The following is a 16,084-nucleotide window of genomic DNA, read 5'->3' as shown; positions in this document are numbered from 1 at the left end:
CTTTGAGTTTCTGATCAATATCAGCGCTGCGTGAAATGGAAGTTGCCGCTGCCGACCACGCCGAAAGCGGCGCGCACGCCCTGCTCGGTCAGGTAGCGACCGATGGCCTCGTGCACCAGCATGCTCACTTCGCTCCGTTCTCGACCAGTGCCAGGACGCGGGCCGGGCTGCCGGAGCCGCCGACGATCCGCAGCGGCGCCACGATCAGCAACGCGCCCGTCGGGGCAGCAGGTGCAGGTTCTGCAGCTGGGTGATGCCGTACTTGCCGGCGCCGAGGATGTGCGAATGGACGGGGAACTCGGGATCGAAGCGAAACGCCTGCCCGGCGTGGGTCCTGTCGATCACGACGGCCGGCGCGACCAGGCGGGTCGCCGGTACGGACGCGACATCCTCCAGGTCGGCGCCGGTGACCCAGTGGCGCGGCGCGTCGAAGTGGGTGCCGACGTGCTCGCCGGTGTGAATGCCGTTCTGGTATGACGTCCGGCCCCGCTCGTCGTACTTCGCCAGCTCCTCCAGGCGGAACCGGGGAATCGGCGCCATGTCCGGCGGGAGGTGCACCGGGGTGTCCGCCGACAGCGGCGCCGTGAGTTCGGCGCGCACCAATGCCTATCCAGGCATAGCTATGCCTTTCCGGTCATAGCGGCAGCGCCCGATAACACCCAGGGGTTATGGCCGCGGCGCGGCGAAATGGTTAGCGTCTCCAGTGACCAGATGACGCGCAATTCCGGCGATGGAGGACAGCTCGGTGGAAACGAACGGGACGGGTGAGCCCGCCGACCTGGTGATCACCGCGGGCGCGATCGCCACGATGGACGCTCAGCGACAGATTCAGCTCGACGGCGCCGTCGCGGTCCGCGACAACCGGATCGTCGCGGTCGGCCGGCGGGCGGACATCCTCGCCCGCTACCGGCCGGAGACCCTGATCGAGGAACCGGGCAGCCTGCTGACCCCGGGGCTCATCGACGCCCACCAGCACCCGGCCAGCGGATACCTCGTTGGTGGCGGCTTTCTCGACGAGCTGCCTCCCGAGCGTCGGCTGGCCGGGGTCATGGCTCCTCACGAGAAGATGCTGACGCCACACGAAGCCTATATCGGTTCGCTGGCGACGTACGCCGAGATGATCCGCCACGGGACCACCACGTTCATCGACGCGGGCAGTCCCCAGTCGGCGGAAACGTGGCGGGCGGCCGAGCGGATCGGCATTCGCGGGGTCATCGTGCCTCGTACGAGCGACCTGCCCGGCATGCTCGGCCGGGAGCCCGCGACCGTCAGGGAAGTACTCGGTCACGCGGACGAGGTCTACGATCGGTTCAACGGATCGGCCGGTGGCCGCATCCAGGTGTGGTACGGGCTCGACGACCCGACGTCGGTCAGCGACGAACTGATCCAGGGCGTCGTCGCACACGCCGCCGACCGCGACACGGGAGTGGCCGGTCACTTCATCGGCAGGCGGCCGCCGTCCGATATCGCGCAGCCCGAGCGCAACGCCGAACTTGAGCGCTACGAACGTTTCGGGGTGCTGGAGCTGGCACCGGTGCTCGCGCACATCGGGTGGTTGCCGGAGGGCGACGTGAAGCGGCTCGCCGACACGCCCGCATTCGTCGCCCACTGCCCGGCGACCAGCTTGCTGGGCGGCCAGGGGTGGGTCGCCCACGGGGCGATCCCGGACCTGGCCGCAGCCGGTACCGAACTGGTACTGGGCACCGACGCCGCCGCGATCAGCCGGTTCCTCGACCTGGTGCGGGTGATGTACCTGGCGGCGGTCTGCCACAAGGACGCCCGCCGCGACTATTCGGTCATGCCGGTCACCTCGGTGTTCGAGATGGCCACGGTGAACGCCGCCAAGGCCATGCGAGCGTCGGACCGGCTGGGCTCGGTCGAGGCCGGCAAGACCGCGGACCTCGCTCTGTTCGACCTGTCCAGCCTGGCGTACCGGCCGTTCCGGTTCGGCAATCCGGTCGCTGACCTCGTCTACGCGGGCAGCGGTGCCGACGCGACGACCGTGGTGATCGACGGCCGGGTGGTCATGCGGGACCGGGTGCTCACGACGGTCGATGTCGAGGAGGTGGCCGAGGCGGTCGACGAGGCCGCCGGACCCGCACTCGACAAGCTCGGCGGGCGCCGTCCGCCCCAGTGGCCGATCAGCCGGTGAGGCGGCTGCCGGTGGGCAGCGACAGGAACTTCGCCGCGTTGCCGCCCAGCAGCAGGGCGCGGTCTGCGTCGGTGAGGAATTGCGCCTTGCGCACGACCTGTCCCGCCGGGCGCTCCCCGAGCGGGTACGGGTAGTCGCTGCCGAGCAGGACGTTTTCCACGCCGAGCACGTCGACGAGCAGGCGCAGCGCCGACGGGTCGAACACCACCGAGTCCACGGCGAACCGGCCGACGCAGCTCGACGGCGGCTTCTCCGACATCCCAATCACGTCCGGTCGCCCGTGCCATGCGTTCTCCAGCCAGCCGAGCCAGACCGCGAACGAGCCACCGCCGTGCGCGAAGCAGATCTTCAGCGCCTCGGGCAGGCGGCCGAACACACCGCCGAGAATCATCGCGAGCACGGACAAGTGGGTTTCTGCGGGCATTCCGGTGAGCCACCGCGACATCCAGCGGTTCAAGCGCGGTGAGGCCGGCATGTCCCACGGGTGCACGAACACCGGCACGCCGCGCGAGGCGCAGTGCTGGAGAAACGTGACGATGCCGGCGTCGTCGAGGTCGCGGTCGCCGACGTGGTTGCCGATTTCGACGCCACGATGGCCCGCGGCGAGGCAGCGGTCGAGTTCCGCGCAGGCCAGATCCGGGTCCTGCAAGGGCACCTGGCAGAACGGCACCAGCTTGCCCGGCGCCGGTGCGCAGATCTCCAGCGCGAGATCGTTGAAGACCTTCGCGATCTTCACACCCTCGGTGGGTGTGCGGTCGTAGGAGAAGAACACCGGCGTTGGCGAGACGACCTGCGCGTCGACGCCGACTTCGGCCATGTCGTGAAGCCGCAGGTCGGCGTCCCAGCAGTTGGCGAGGATGCGGCGGAACTCGTCCGAGCCGACCATGATCGTCGCTTCGCGCTCGCTGTCGACCCGTAGCCACGGGGAGGTGGCGAGGGCACCGAGCTGTGGCCAGCCGCGTGGGACGTAGTGGGTGTGGACGTCGATCACTCTGGTCACAGGGCGGACTTTCCCGGGTGGACGGTGCCGCAGTTCGCGCACTCGCGCAGAGATTCGTCGGTCTAGAACTGTTCGAACACCGGCGGCAGGTCCTCGACGATGTCGCGCACTTGCAGTTCGATCTCGTGCACGAGGGCGTCGCAGTTGAGGCAGTACCACTGGAACTTCTCCAGTGAGGCTGCGCCCAGCTCGTTTCCGCAGTTCAGTGAGGCTGGTGTGATGCGCCGGTGAGGTACTCACGCTGACAGGTGGCCTGATCGTTAGCACGAGATCGTCTGGCGTGGGCGTTCTCGCGGGTTCTGGCGTGAGGTTCGGGGGCTGCTGCGTAGGTTCCGCGTCTGGAGGAATGTTCATGACGGACGTACTGACGTGGATGATCGAGCGGCGGCTTGAGCTGGCGAAACGTGCCGAACTGCTGCGCAAGGAGCTGGGTGAACTCGAGCTGGAGGTGGCCCGGTTGGAGGCCGCCGAGGTGGTGTTCGGGCAATGGGCTGAGGCCACCGACGGTGGACGGCGACCGCCGGGCATCGTGTCGCCGGAGCCGGCGCCGGAACCAGATGCGCTCGCCCTGGCGCAAGGCCGAACCCGGCCGGCAGGCCGTCATCGTGCTCGCCGTCCTGCGCCACGACCAGCGTCTGGCCGACATGGCCGGCGCCAACGGTGTCGGGGAGTCCACCGTTCGCCGATGGGTGAAGGAAGTCGTCAAGCTGCTGGCCGCCCGGTCCCCGCGCCTGGACCGGGCGTTGAAGAAGATTGCCCGCAGCGGCGGGGTCGTGGTCCTCCTCGACGGCACCCTGATCCGCACCCACCGCCGCACCGGGAAGGACGACCGGAAGAACTACTCAGGCAAGCACAAGGCTCATGGCCTGCTGTTTCTCGCGCTGACCGACGAGAAGGGCAACCTGATCTGGATCTCCGCGGCCAAGCCCGGCCGGTCCAGCGAGATCACCACCGCCCGCCACAACAAGATCACCGGACACCTGCGCGAAGCCGGCCTCGGCGCCCTGGCCGACCTCGGCTTCGTCGGCCTCGACGACAAACCCGACGACGACCCGGTGATCATCACCGGCCGCAAGGCCACCCGCAACCCCACCAGCTGACCGCTGCCGAGAAGGAGACGAACCGCCTGGTCAGCCGCGAACGCGCCGCCAACGAACACGGCTTCGCGAACCTCAAGGCATGGCGGACCCTGACCAAGCTCCGCACCGACACCCGGCAGGCCACCACGCTCCTGCGAGCCCTCCTCGTCCTCGCGAACACCGAGATCCAGAGGTGACCGACGATCTCCCCAGGACGATCATGATGCTGACCGGCACGAGTCCGTCATCCCCGACCCACACCAGCCCCGTGACCTGCGAAAACAGGATGAAAACTTCTCATTGGGAGACCTGCCCGATACGGAATCCTCGGCGTCGCTCCAGCTCAGCGGACACGGTCGAAGCATGGCGCAGCGGATTCCCCTTCCCTTGCGCAGATGCTCCGCCCGGTCTGCTTCTATCCTTGCGTCCCGAACGCGTCCAGGATGGACGAGGAGAACCCGGCTCCCTGGACGTTGCTCCAGTTCAGAGGGGTTCTCGAACTCCTCTGCAGCGGATCCCTTCCTCACTTCGGGCGGATGTCGGGATCCCGGCTAGGCGATCCGGCTTGGCACTGGCAGCGTCGGCGCGGGCGTCACGCGTCCAGTGACGTCATGACGTGCTTGATACGGGTGTAGTCCTCGAAGCCGTACGCGGACAGATCCTTGCCGTAGCCGGATTGTTTGAAGCCGCCGTGGGGCATCTCGGCGACCAGCGGGATGTGGGTGTTGATCCACACACAGCCGAAGTCCAGCGTCTTGGACATGCGCATCGCGCGTGCGTGGTCCTTGGTCCACACCGACGAGGCCAGGGCGTAGTCGACGCCGTTGGCGTATTCCAGGGCCTGTGCCTCGTTGCGAAAGGGCTGGACGGTGATGACCGGGCCGAACACCTCGTTTTGGATGATCTCGTCGTCCTGCTTGAGGCCGGAGACGACGGTGGGGGCGTAGAAATAGCCCTTGTTGCCGACGCGATGGCCGCCTGCCTCGATCTTGGCGTGGGCGGGCAGACGCTCGATGAAGCCGGAGACCTGCGTGAGCTGGTTGGCGTTGTTGAGCGGTCCGTACAGAACGTCCGGGTCGTCGGGTCGGCCGGTCTTCGTGCCGGTGGCGGCCCTCGCCAGCGCCGTCACGAACTCGTCGTGAACCGACTCCTGCACGAGGACGCGGGTCGCGGCCGTGCAGTCCTGACCGGCGTTGAAGAAGCCGGCCACCGAGATGCACTCGACGGCCTGGGTGATGTCGGCGTCGGCGAATACGACGACCGGCGCCTTGCCGCCCAGCTCCAGGTGGACACGCTTGACGTCCCTGGCCGCGGACCCGGCGACTTGCCTGCCTGCTCGTACGGAGCCGGTGATGGAGACCATCGCCGGGGTGGGGTGTTCAACCATCAGGCTGCCGGTGTCGCGGTCACCGCAGACTACGTTGAAGACGCCCTTGGGCAGGATGGACCCGATGATCGCGGCCATCAGCAGGGTAGAGGCCGGGGTGGTGTCCGACGGCTTCAGGACCACCGTGTTGCCCGCGGCCAGCGCCGGGGCGAACTTCCAGACCGCCATCAGCATCGGGTAGTTCCACGGTGCGACCTGCGCGCAGACCCCGACGGGCTCACGCCGGACGATGGAGGTCATGCCGTCCATGTACTCACCGGCCGAGCGGCCCTCCAGCAGGCGCGCGGCGCCGGCGAAAAAGCGGATCTGGTCCACCATCGGTGGCGCCTCTTCGCTCGCCGTCAGCCCCAGGGGCTTGCCGGTGTTCTCAGACTCGACGGCGACGAGTTCTCCGGCCCTCGCCTCGAAAGCGTCCGCGATCTTCAGCAGCAGGCGCTGTCGCTCGGCCGGGGTGGTGTCGCGCCACGCCGGGAACGCGGCCGCGGCCGTGGCCATGGCGGCGTCGACGTCCTCCCGGCCGGACAGCGGCGAGGTCGCGTAGGACTCACCGGTCACCGGGTTGACGATCTCGATGGTCTGCCCGTCGGCGGCGTCCAGGGACTCGCCGCCGATGTAGTTTCGCAGCGTGCGCAGAACGGTGGTCACTGGTTCTCCAGTCGGCACATAGGTGGTTCCTCGCGTGCTTCTTTGGCTTCGGCTGCCTGGGGGCGACGTCGGACGACACCGCTGGGCCACGTGGATGGGGATGAGGACGGCAGCACCAGCACGGCGGCGACTTTGACCGGCTGCCAGGGCCGTAAATTTCCACTTGCCCCGACTCCGGCTGGGCACCAGCGCGGTGCCGGGTATCGGGTGCGCGGAAGCCGCCACAGAGAGTGGCCTGCGCCCCTGCGCCATGTGCTGGCGGCGCAGCCGGATTTCGGAAGGTGATCCGCTCCGCCGGCGGAGCGGATCACCTTCGGCAGCAGGGGCGGCCTACTCCAGTGGCTTCTCGTCGCTGAAGCGCCGCAGCACGTTGCCTGTGATCTTCGCGATGTTGTTGTCGTACCCGTTGTGGGACAGCGACCCGGTCCAGGCGATGGATCCGACCGAGAAGAAGCCGCCACCGCCCTCCAGCGCGCAGTAGACCATGTCCGAGCGGACCGCCGGCTGCTCGGTTCCGCCCATCCCCGGGAGCATCTCGAAGATCTCCTCGGTCACCAGCAGGTAGCTGTCGGAGAAGGGCCCGGAGGTGGCCAGGATGAGGGTTCCGGGCGGCGAGCCGAGCGCCGGGTTCCAGCAGTCGATCTCGGAGCCGGCCGCGCCGCCGCCGATGATGCCGAAGTCGCCCAGGAGCTCGTTCTCGCCGACGCCTTCGAAGATGAAGGCCGCCCGCGGATCCCGGCTGTCCGCAAGGCGCTCGTAGTAGGTGCAGCGGTCGAAACCCTGGGCCGCCATCCCGATTCCAACCAGACGCTGCGGAGCCTTGCCCTTGTTGCGCCACAGGCCGCTGGCCTCGCCCGAGGTGGTATGGCGACGCTCGGCGAAGGGGGACTGGTGGGGGCGGGTGCCGCCGTCGGCCCGGCGCAGCTCCATCAGGTGCGGGGCGTCGGGGTCGTAGGAGACAGTCGCGAAGAACCCGTTGCCGCCCAGGTACATCAGCCGGCCGCCGTTCGCGGTGAACTCCTCGAGGGCGTCGAGCTCGCGCCGCGTGACGTATTCGGGGTGGCTACCGGTGATCACAACGCGGTAGTCGCGCAGCAGGTCGTAGCCTTCCCGGTCGAGGTCCTCGTCGCTGAGGGCGTCGAACTCGCACTCCGCAGTCTCCAGCCAGTGCACCAGGGACAGGTCGGCGGGCAGGCCCCAGGGACCTTCGCTCATGAACGAGGCCCGGTACCGCGGCTGCAGACTGATCAGCGGGCGGCGGACGCTGCCGAACACCACGCCGGACCCGTCATTGTGGATTTCGTACAGGGAGCGGCCGAACTCGGGGTGGTCCTGCAGGACAAGGTCTTCCTTGTGGACGATGGGCGTGTGCCCGAGGAGCATCTCCATACCGTCCGCCTCGAAGGCGATCCGGTCGTTGGCGTAAGCCAGGTAGGTGGCCGTGGGGAACAAGATGGCGACGTCCTTACGCCGGCGGCCAGGCCCGACGAGGAAGGGCACATGCTGCTCGATGCCCTCGGCCCGCAGCCGCACCGCGTAGACGCCGCTGGGCAGGTCCTCGGGCACCTCGAAGGTGAACGCCGCGGGCCACTGGGCGTCAGCGATGTCGTCGTCATGGAAGTGGATGGCGTCGAACTCGTCCGGCGCGAGCCGGAAGTCCTCCACGACACCTTGGAACGTGGGCCCGGTGACGCCCCGGACGGGCACGTTGACGCAGCGCCCGTACAGCATGTGCGGGCCCTCGTCGACCACATCCCACAGCAGCAGCCCGTCGGGGCGCTCGCTGCGGCCGAAGTGCCAGGCAGCAACCGGCTCGCGCGTCCTGGAGGCGTCGTCGGTGGCGCGTTCGACGCGGATGCCACCGATCTTCCCGTTGAACGCGGTTGCCGCGAGCAGCCGGTCACCGTCCTCGCGAGCCAGCGCGCCGATACGGAACGGCATGGAGGAAGCCGTCCAGGCCGCCGAGGCGGGTGCGTTCGCCTGCTCGGGTACGGAGGCTGCGGCTGCCGGTGCCACCCGGTCCGCGCAGTGGTCCAGCGGGGTCTGCCGCAGGGTGATCTGCCCCGCCGATCGTGGAAGTTCGACCTCGAGCCGGTACCACTGGTGGGCCGTCAGCTCCTGTTCCAAGGTGAGGGTCCGCCGCTGACCGCCCTCGCTCCATACGAAAGACGGCTTGCCCTCGTCGAGCAGCAGGGCCCAGCCGGTCATGGTCGCCGCGTCCCAGGTGCCCATGACCGCCTGGCGTTCGCCGGTGAAGCCGACCGAGCTCTGGCTGACCCGATAGGCGCCCAGGCTCCCTGAGCGGTTGTCGCGCGGAAGCGTCGGGAAGACGGAGGCGCGGATGACCAGCGCGTCGGGGGTCGCCAGCAAACCGTTCGGGTCGGGGACCTCGACATAGGAGCCGGGCTGGCAGGCGTAGTACTGCCCCGGGTACGTGCCGTCGATGGTGGAGGGGACCTCGGTCTCCAGGAAGCCGGGCCCCGCCTGCCCGTCGTATCCGTGTCGCAGGCGCACCAGGGCGGCGTCGTAGGTCGCAGGGCCTTCACAGCTGATGTGGAACGACAGTTGCTCGCCGGGACGGGCGGAGAAGCGATCGGTGTAGCCGAAGACGTTCTGGGTCGTCGTGCGGCCGCTCGCGAGTGCCATGACCTTCTCGTTTCTTTCTAGTTCTGCTGCAGTGCCGCGGCACGCGCGGTGAAGATGTACCGCATGGCGTCTTCGTAGTCCTCGAAGGACTGTTCGGTCAGGAGCAGGTTGCCCGGCATGCCCAGGGCGATCTTCGACACGCGCCAGGGCCCGTCGGGGCCTGCGGAGAAGATGATGTGCTTGCCCGAGACGGGCTGGCTGCGCAGCGCCCGCAGCACGCGTTGGGTGCGGTCGTCGTGCGGTCCCAGGGGAGCCGCTTCATGGGCAGCGGCGACCTCGTCGGTGCACTCCTTGCGCAGGCGTTCTTCGCTGCGCAGACGGAACACTTCGAGCAGTTCGGCCGAGCGGTCTGCACTGGTGCGCATCAGTTCACCTCCTGCTGCTGGGACACCGTTGCGCTGCGACGGGACAGGGACGATGGGCTCACTGAGGATGCCTTTCATGCTTGACGGGCTCGCGGGCGCCGGGCAGCGACTATGGCTCGCGCTTCGGTAACAGTGCCTCGGACCGATGCCGAGTGCTGCCCGGCGGCGAGCGGGAGTGAGGTCAGGCGTCGGAGCCGCTGAGCGAGCGGCCGGTGAGCTTGAAGTACGCCGCCACGCCGAGGCCGATGAGGAGCCAGCACGAGCCGACGATCTTGGCGTCGGAGTTCGCGTTCCACAGTGCGACCAGGAGAAGCCCGGCGCCGAGGATCGGGGAGACCCAGTGGACGAAGAAGCTGCGGCTGCGGCCTCGGACGACGAAGTGGGTGAAGACGCTGACGTGGAGGAGGATGTAGGCGGTGATCGCGCCGAAGGTCACCAGGGTGATCAGCAGTCCCGCCTGCTCCACGCCGAGGATGCCGACTCCCACCGACAGGACTGCGATGAAGATCATCGCGTTGAGGGGAACCTGATGCTTGTCGCTGACCCGCGACAGGAACTTCGGCAGCTGCCCGTCGCGGGCCATGCTGAAGACCAGGCGGGAAGAGGTGGCGTTGGACGCGATGGTGTTGGCGAAGATCGCGATCAGGGCGGCGGTCAGCAGGAGGACCGTCTTGAACCAGTCCGCCATGGCCGTGCCCACCACGTTGTAGAAGGCGTTGTTGACCGCGTCGCCGTCGGCGAATTCCGTCCCGGTCGGAACCAGGATGCCCGCCACGAAGACCTGCACGACGAACAGCGCGGTCACCTGGTAGAGGACGATCATGGTGGCCTTGGAGACGGTTCTGCCGCCGCCCTCGGCCTCCTCGTTCAAGGTCGAGATCGCGTCGAAGCCGATGTAGCTGAGCGCGGCGACGGGGACCGCACCGAGGATCAGGGACCAGGAGCCGCCGTCCGCGGGGATGAACGGGTTGAGCGACAGGTGGGCCTTGCCCTGGAAGATGAGCACGGCTGCCCAGACCAGGAACACGGCCAGAACGGCCAGCTGGATGTAGAGGAAGATCTTGTTCATCGCCGCGGTGACGCTGATGCCCATGATGTTGATCAGGGCGGTCGCGGCGACGAAGATCACCACCCAGACCCAGGCGGGCACCCAGGAGACCACTCCGGTCATCGCGCTGGCCGCGAAGACGCACAGCAGCGCGGGCAGCAGCAGGTAGTCGAGCAGGATGGCCCACCCTGAGACAAACCCGAGGAAGCGGTTGCTGCCCATGCGCACGTAGCTGTAGACCGAGCCGGCGACCGGGAACCGGAGCGCCATCTCCTTGTAGCTGACGGCACTGAACAGCATCGCGATCGCGGCCACCACGTAGACCGAGGCGACGGCGCCGGCGGACATGTTGTAGACGACGCCGAACACCGCGACGGGGGCGAGCGGCACCATGTAGATCAGGCCGTAGATGACAACGTCGGCCAGGCTGAGCGTACGGGCGAGTTCCTGCTCGTAACCGAGCTCGTGCAGCCGGCCGCCGTCGCCGTCCGCAACGTCGGGTCTTTCGGACACTGTTTTCGGAGCTTCTGGAGCGTTCAAGGCCGGGCCTCCTGAGGGATGAACGAGCCCCGGTCGGCTGTCGATGCCGTGGCGGCGACAGGGGGATAGGACGACGCGGGGGTCGGGCAGCAGCCAGCTCGGCGAGTGGGGGCCGCCTTCAGCGCGGGCTTCTCTTCACCTCGAATATGGTGCTAGGCCACCTTGTGGCTCAATACGCATTCCTACCGACAGCGGCGGTCAGCGGTCCAGGCGCAGAATGCCTTCGCGCAGCGCCGACGCCACCGCGCCGGCTCGCGACGGCTGCCCCATCTTGTGGAGGATCCGCTCCACGTGCGTGGTCACCGTGCGCAAGGAGACGTCTCGCTGCGATGCCAGCTGCTGGTTCGAGACCCCTGCCGCCATCCCGTTCAGGATGTCGTACTCGCGCGGCGAGAGTGAATAGGGCAAGCCGGCCGTCGGAAGCTCCTGCACCAGTACAGCCGGCTCTGGCCGTCCCAGCGGATCGGCCACCTTCAGGACCTGCAGCGAGAGCCACCCTTCACTCGACGCCTGCAGCCCAGTGGCGGCGACCTGCGCCGAGGCCATGAAGCGACGCAGAAAGCCGGTGAACTCGGGCTGCGTGGGCGCGAGCGCCGGGGCGCACGACTCGACGGCCCAGGCACGGCCGGTGTGGTCGATCAGGGTGGCGTTCGCTCCCGGCGGTATGGCGCATCCGGTGGTCTGCCGTCGAGCCACGTCGCACATCTGAGCAAGCGCGGGCACCAGGGCCTTGAGGAGTTCGGCCGCGTCGTCCCGGAACGCGCCGCGCTCCGTCGCGGAGAAATGCAGCATGCCCGTGTACACACCGCTGTCCGAGAAGAGACACGCGGTCATGCCGTCCTCGAAGCCGGCAGGTCCCAGCACCTCTCGGTACATCGGGGACCGTCGGTAGTCGCCCGGCACGTCGTCGATCCGCAACGGCAGGCGCCGCTCCCGGACCAGCCGGTTCTCGGCGCTCGCCGCATAGCGGTCACCCAGTGCGGCAACTGTTTCATCACCGTAGGTGACCGTAGCGAGCGCGCGGTGCGCACGGGCCATCGGGTCCCAGAGCATGAGGGCGCCGGCGTCGTGATGAGTCACCGGCTCAAGCAGCCTCAGCACCGTCATCGCGGCCTCGCGCCGGTCACCGGCTCCGGCCGCGTAGGCCGCCTCGACCAAGACTCGGGTGTGGGATGGCTGCATCAGCGGATCCCTCTCGAAGCTGGGCTACCCCACCTCACGATAGCAGCGTCTCTTTTCGGGACCTGAGGGTGCGAGCTGCGGTTGTACATCGCGCTCGTGGTGACCGCCTGGGAGAATGAGCCTGGCTGGTCCTGCTTCTGATCCCTTGGCTGCCGGGTTAACAGGATCCAACGAAACGGTCCGGGCGGCATGCCTGTGCGGGCCGGTCGGGGTCTTTCCTCACGCACCAGCGTATTGCGACGTCCTTGCCGAGCCCAGCAGGTCCGGCGTCCCCCCTCTGGCGGCTCGGCGCTGATGAGCTCGACACCGAACTGAGGGCGCGGATGGGCAGTCGCGGACGAAGAGCTCGCCGGCGGTATCCGCTCCGTCGCCGTCCCGATCCGCGACGGCGATGCATTGCAGCGATGAGCGTCACTGTGCATGTGGCGGAGACATCGCTGGACGCGCTCACCCAGCATCATGTCGACGACTGGTGGCCATAAAGCAGAAAGGGCCTCTGACCAGCGAGAATGAGGATTGCCTAGGTCCCTGTTCCCGCTCCGGCCGGAGGAACTTTCCAGGTGAGTAAGCGTGGCGGGTCGTACCCGCGTGTCCGCGTCGAAGGCGGTGGTCGCGGGGTGGTCTCGCAGTCCGGCGCCGTGCTGCTGGTCGAGACCGCCCGCAAGGCGGGGCTGGATGCGGCGATATCGGCGGCGCTGGCGCCGTGGTGTAAGGCGCGTGCGGTCCATGATCCCGGCAAGATTCTGCTGGACCTCGCGCTTACCGTGGCCCTGGGCGGGGAGGCTGCCTAGCTAGCCGATGTCGCGATGCTGCGGGCCGAGCCCGCCGTGTTCGGGCCGGTGGCCTCCGACCCGACAGTCTCCCGCCTGGTCGACGCCCTGGCCTCGGCCGGGCCCCGTGCGCTCGCGGCGGTCCGTCGGGCACAGGCCGAAGTCCGCGAGCGGGTCTGGCGGCTGGCCGGCGAGGCGGCCCCGGACGCTGGCGGCGAGGTCATCGTGGACATCGACGGCGTGCTGGTGCTGGCGCACTCCGAGAAGCAGGACGCCGCCAAGACCTGGAAAAAGACGTTCGGCCATCATCCGTTGTTCGCGTTCGTCGACAAGTGACCGGCCAGTCGGCCGGCGCGGCGATGATCCCGAGCGCGTCGGCTCCCAGCAGGGCGCTCATTACCCAAGTTGAACAAGGCCTGTTGGTGACCGGCGCACCGGCCTGACCAGTCGAACCGCAGGGCTCCGCGCAAGAGGGTCGCGTAACCCGTCGGGGCAGTTTCCTCTTCGGGCCGTTACCTATATCCATCAGCCACCGCCGGGACGCCCTCCCAGCGGCTAGCTGCCGCCGCCGAACACCAGATGCGCCATCGGCAGGCAGGCCGCCGACACCCCTGGACGACATCACTGATCGAGCGACACGAAGGCGCCAATGCCCCACAACACGATGAACAGCCGACGTCGCCCTACCCGCGCCCACGCACCCGCCGTGCCGGTATCCGCACTGCCTCCACTGTCGGCTCGGTACTCGACTGCCGCGCTGGGGACAACAACCCGTGCCGCGCAACCCGCAAATGGGACAGCGAGTCGGCGTGGAAACACCGTCGGCCTGGACCCGACTGCGTCGTCCCGGTCCCTGTCCGGTCCCTGGACCTTGGTATCGAGCCTCAGGGCAGTCGCCCGGACGGCGAGCGACGACCTCTATTACCTTCTTCGCCGCAGGTCAGCGATCCAGCGCACCTTCGGTGCGCGCCGGGGGCGTGGTAAATCCCGTGGCGCGCGCCGGAGGTGCTTCCGTCTGCCCTGACGGGGGTTGGTGCCGGTTCGGGATGCTGGTGGGGTTCGTTCCGGCCGAAACCGATGCCTCTGTGATGCCTGTGAGCTCGCAGGTCAGCGTGGTACTGGGGGCCGTCCACGGGGACCGTGGAGTGTTGCTGTGAGCACGTGCGTCAGAATTCCTGCACCCTGGCCCTCCCGGAACGGCATACCGACTGGGAGGGAGCGGGAGCGTGGACGTACTGCACGAACGGTGCGCCGGCCTGGACATCAGCAAGAAGGACGCCAAGGTGTGCGTCCGGACCCCCAGTACGAAACGGCGGGGATCGTTCACCACCGAGACCACGACCTGGGGTTCGACAGCGAACGCGGTCCTGGCCCTGCTCGACCACCTGCTCGCCGCCGAGGTCACCTTGGTGGTGATCGAGGCAACCTCGGACTACTGGAAGCCCTTCTACTACGTGCTGGCCGACGATCTGAACGTGATCCTGGTCAACGCCCGGCAGGTCAAGAACCTGCCCGGCCGCAAGACCGACGTCTCTGACGCCGCCTGGCTGGCCCAGCTCGGCGCCCACGGCCTGGTCCGCCCTTCCTTCGTCCCGCCGCAGCCGGTGCGGGAACTGCGGGACCTGACCCGGGCCCGCACCACCGCCACCCGGGAACGCTCCCGGGTCGTCCAGCGCCTGGAGAAGCTGCTGGAGGACACCGGCATCAAACTCTCCGCGGTCGCCGCCGACATCATGGGCGTCTCCGGCCGGGCCATGCTCGAAGCCCTCATCAACGGCGAACGCGACCCGCAGACCCTCGCGGACATGGCCAAGCGCAGGCTCCGCAGCAAGACCCCCGAACTCACCGAGGCGCTGACCGGACGCTTCCGCGAACATCACGCCTTCCTGACCCGGCTGCACCTCGACCAGTACGACCAGCTCACCACCATGATCGACCAGCTCAGCGGACGCATCGAAGAGGCGATGGCGCCCTTTCGTGACGCCCTCGACCTGCTCGACACCATCCCCGGGATCAATCAGGCAACCGCCGAAGTGATCATCGCGGAGACCGGCGGAGACATGACCCGCTTCGCCTCGGCCAGGCACCTCGCGTCCTGGGCTGGAGTCTGCCCCGGCCACCACGAGTCCGCCGGCCGCACCAAGAACACCAAGGTCAGGCCCGGCAACCCCTACCTCAAAGGCGCCCTCGGCCTTGCCGCGTTCGGCGCGGTCAGAACCAAGGACACCTACCTCGCCGCCCGTTACCGGCGGCTGACCGCCCGCCGCGGCCCGCTCAGAGCGCTGGTCGCCGTCGAACACTCGATCATCACCGCGATCTGGCACATGCTCACCGACCACAAGCCCTACAACGAACTCGGCGGCACCTATTTCACCCAGCGCGACCCCGAACGGGCCACCCGCCGCGCGATCACCCAGCTCAACCAGCTCGGCTACACCGTCACCCTCAACCCGATGGAAACCGCGGCCTGACCCACCCCGAACCAGACACCCGGCAGCCACCAACGGCCACCGGGCACCCAGCCATACCCAAACCCACCCTGACGCCTACTCCAGCAGGTCCAAGCCCAGGCTGACGCTGCGGGCGAGATCGACTGGGACACCTCGGTCGACTCCACCATCGCGGGCGCACCAGCATGCTGCTGGCGCCCGCACCGATCCACCGACGGCTCTCCCTCAAAGGGGGACGCACCCCAAACCTGGGCGGCTGTGAAGTGAAGCGGGGGTTGCCCGCGTCTGACGACAAGGACGGTGCGAGCCTTTCCATGGGGCGGCGAACGAAGCAGGAGGGACGGCAGGGCGTGGCGGAGCAGGGCAGAACGGGCGGTTCCGTGGGCACGGGCGCGGCGGCCCGGCTGGGGACGGTTCGCGTCGTGCTCTGGCTGGTCGCCGCGGTCCTGGCGGCTCGGCAGATCGCCGTCGTGCTGCACACGCCCAGTGGGGAGCGGCTGACCGACCTGGAGACCTGGGTCGGACCGGACGGTGTCCTGCAGGTCACGGGTTCGCTGTACGACTCAACGCGGTTCGCCGGTACGCCGTTCGGCGGCCTCGTCCTCAAGCCCCTCACCCGTGCGACGGAACAAGCCCTCGGCTGGGGGTGGACCTTCGGCACCCTCCTGCTGGTCGTCGCCCTCGGGCTGGTCGCCGCGCGGGCTCTGCCGCAGCCGGTCACGCGTCGGACGGCTCTGCTGGCGGCGCCTGTCGCGGTGACGTTGCTGATGCTGTCGTTGCCGGTCCGCAACACCCTCTACCTGGGCCAGACCAGCATCAT

The 16,084-nt window shown here is 68.4% G+C and carries 11 protein-coding genes and 2 pseudogenes; 5 read left to right on the top strand and 8 right to left on the bottom strand.

Annotated features, from left to right (window positions below; translation table 11 throughout):
- Nucleotides 1-124 precede the first annotated feature (124 nt).
- Nucleotides 125-576: pseudogene (locus AOK23_RS29100) on the bottom strand (cyclase family protein).
- A gap of 169 nt (nt 577-745) precedes the next feature.
- Between AOK23_RS29100 and AOK23_RS29095 the strand changes: the two are divergent.
- On the top strand, nt 746-2,152 hold the full coding sequence (locus tag AOK23_RS29095; RefSeq protein WP_157878186.1) for an amidohydrolase family protein: 1,407 nt from the start codon (nt 746-748) through the stop codon (nt 2,150-2,152).
- On the opposite strand, the gene AOK23_RS29090 is transcribed toward AOK23_RS29095, so the two are convergent.
- Entirely contained in the window at nt 2,142-3,152 is a 1,011-nt protein-coding gene (locus tag AOK23_RS29090) for an amidohydrolase family protein (protein ID WP_055715579.1), read from the bottom strand. The two genes, AOK23_RS29095 and AOK23_RS29090, sit on opposite strands and share 11 nt — an antisense overlap.
- A 62-nt stretch (nt 3,153-3,214) precedes the next feature.
- Complete coding sequence (locus tag AOK23_RS51535) at nt 3,215-3,325, bottom strand: cupin domain-containing protein (RefSeq protein ID WP_276205768.1); 111 nt, start codon at nt 3,323-3,325, stop codon at nt 3,215-3,217.
- A gap of 384 nt (nt 3,326-3,709) precedes the next feature.
- Between AOK23_RS51535 and AOK23_RS49010 the strand changes: the two genes are divergently transcribed.
- A complete protein-coding gene (locus tag AOK23_RS49010; RefSeq protein ID WP_206336314.1) occupies nt 3,710-4,252 on the top strand; it encodes a transposase family protein in 543 nt (180 codons plus the stop codon).
- A 571-nt stretch (nt 4,253-4,823) separates the two neighbouring features.
- On the opposite strand, the gene AOK23_RS29080 is transcribed toward AOK23_RS49010, so the two are convergent.
- From AOK23_RS29080 to AOK23_RS29060, 5 genes are all read right to left on the bottom strand, one after another.
- Entirely contained in the window at nt 4,824-6,263 is a 1,440-nt protein-coding gene (locus AOK23_RS29080) for a gamma-aminobutyraldehyde dehydrogenase (protein ID WP_055715578.1), read from the bottom strand.
- Between the two features lie 330 nt (nt 6,264-6,593).
- The gene (locus AOK23_RS29075; protein ID WP_055715577.1) at nt 6,594-8,909 is read right to left on the bottom strand and encodes a N,N-dimethylformamidase beta subunit family domain-containing protein; all 2,316 of its coding nucleotides are present in this window, start codon (nt 8,907-8,909) and stop codon (nt 6,594-6,596) included.
- A 17-nt stretch (nt 8,910-8,926) separates the two neighbouring features.
- Nucleotides 8,927-9,274 (bottom strand): N,N-dimethylformamidase alpha subunit family protein, encoded by a 348-nt coding sequence (locus AOK23_RS29070; RefSeq protein ID WP_055715576.1) that lies wholly within the window; start codon nt 9,272-9,274, stop codon nt 8,927-8,929.
- A gap of 181 nt (nt 9,275-9,455) precedes the next feature.
- Nucleotides 9,456-10,835 (bottom strand): APC family permease, encoded by a 1,380-nt coding sequence (locus AOK23_RS29065; protein WP_055715575.1) that lies wholly within the window; start codon nt 10,833-10,835, stop codon nt 9,456-9,458.
- A gap of 225 nt (nt 10,836-11,060) precedes the next feature.
- Entirely contained in the window at nt 11,061-12,020 is a 960-nt protein-coding gene (locus tag AOK23_RS29060; RefSeq protein ID WP_157878185.1) for a LuxR C-terminal-related transcriptional regulator, read from the bottom strand.
- A 584-nt stretch (nt 12,021-12,604) separates the two neighbouring features.
- Here AOK23_RS29060 and AOK23_RS29055 point away from each other — a divergent pair.
- The 3 genes and pseudogenes from AOK23_RS29055 to AOK23_RS29045 all read left to right on the top strand — a co-directional run.
- Nucleotides 12,605-13,144 (top strand): annotated as a pseudogene (locus AOK23_RS29055) (transposase); the annotation flags it as partial.
- An 896-nt stretch (nt 13,145-14,040) separates the two neighbouring features.
- Entirely contained in the window at nt 14,041-15,285 is a 1,245-nt protein-coding gene (locus AOK23_RS29050) for an IS110 family RNA-guided transposase (protein WP_055715573.1), read from the top strand.
- 293 nt (nt 15,286-15,578) lie between these two features.
- Nucleotides 15,579-16,084 (top strand): glycosyltransferase 87 family protein (locus tag AOK23_RS29045; RefSeq protein ID WP_157878184.1); only part of this gene is annotated, 506 nt, incomplete at its 3' end.

The organism is Streptomyces torulosus, assembly GCF_001419765.1.
GTDB lineage: Bacteria > Actinomycetota > Actinomycetes > Streptomycetales > Streptomycetaceae > Streptomyces > Streptomyces torulosus.
This window is presented reverse-complemented; position numbering and strand designations above follow the sequence as displayed.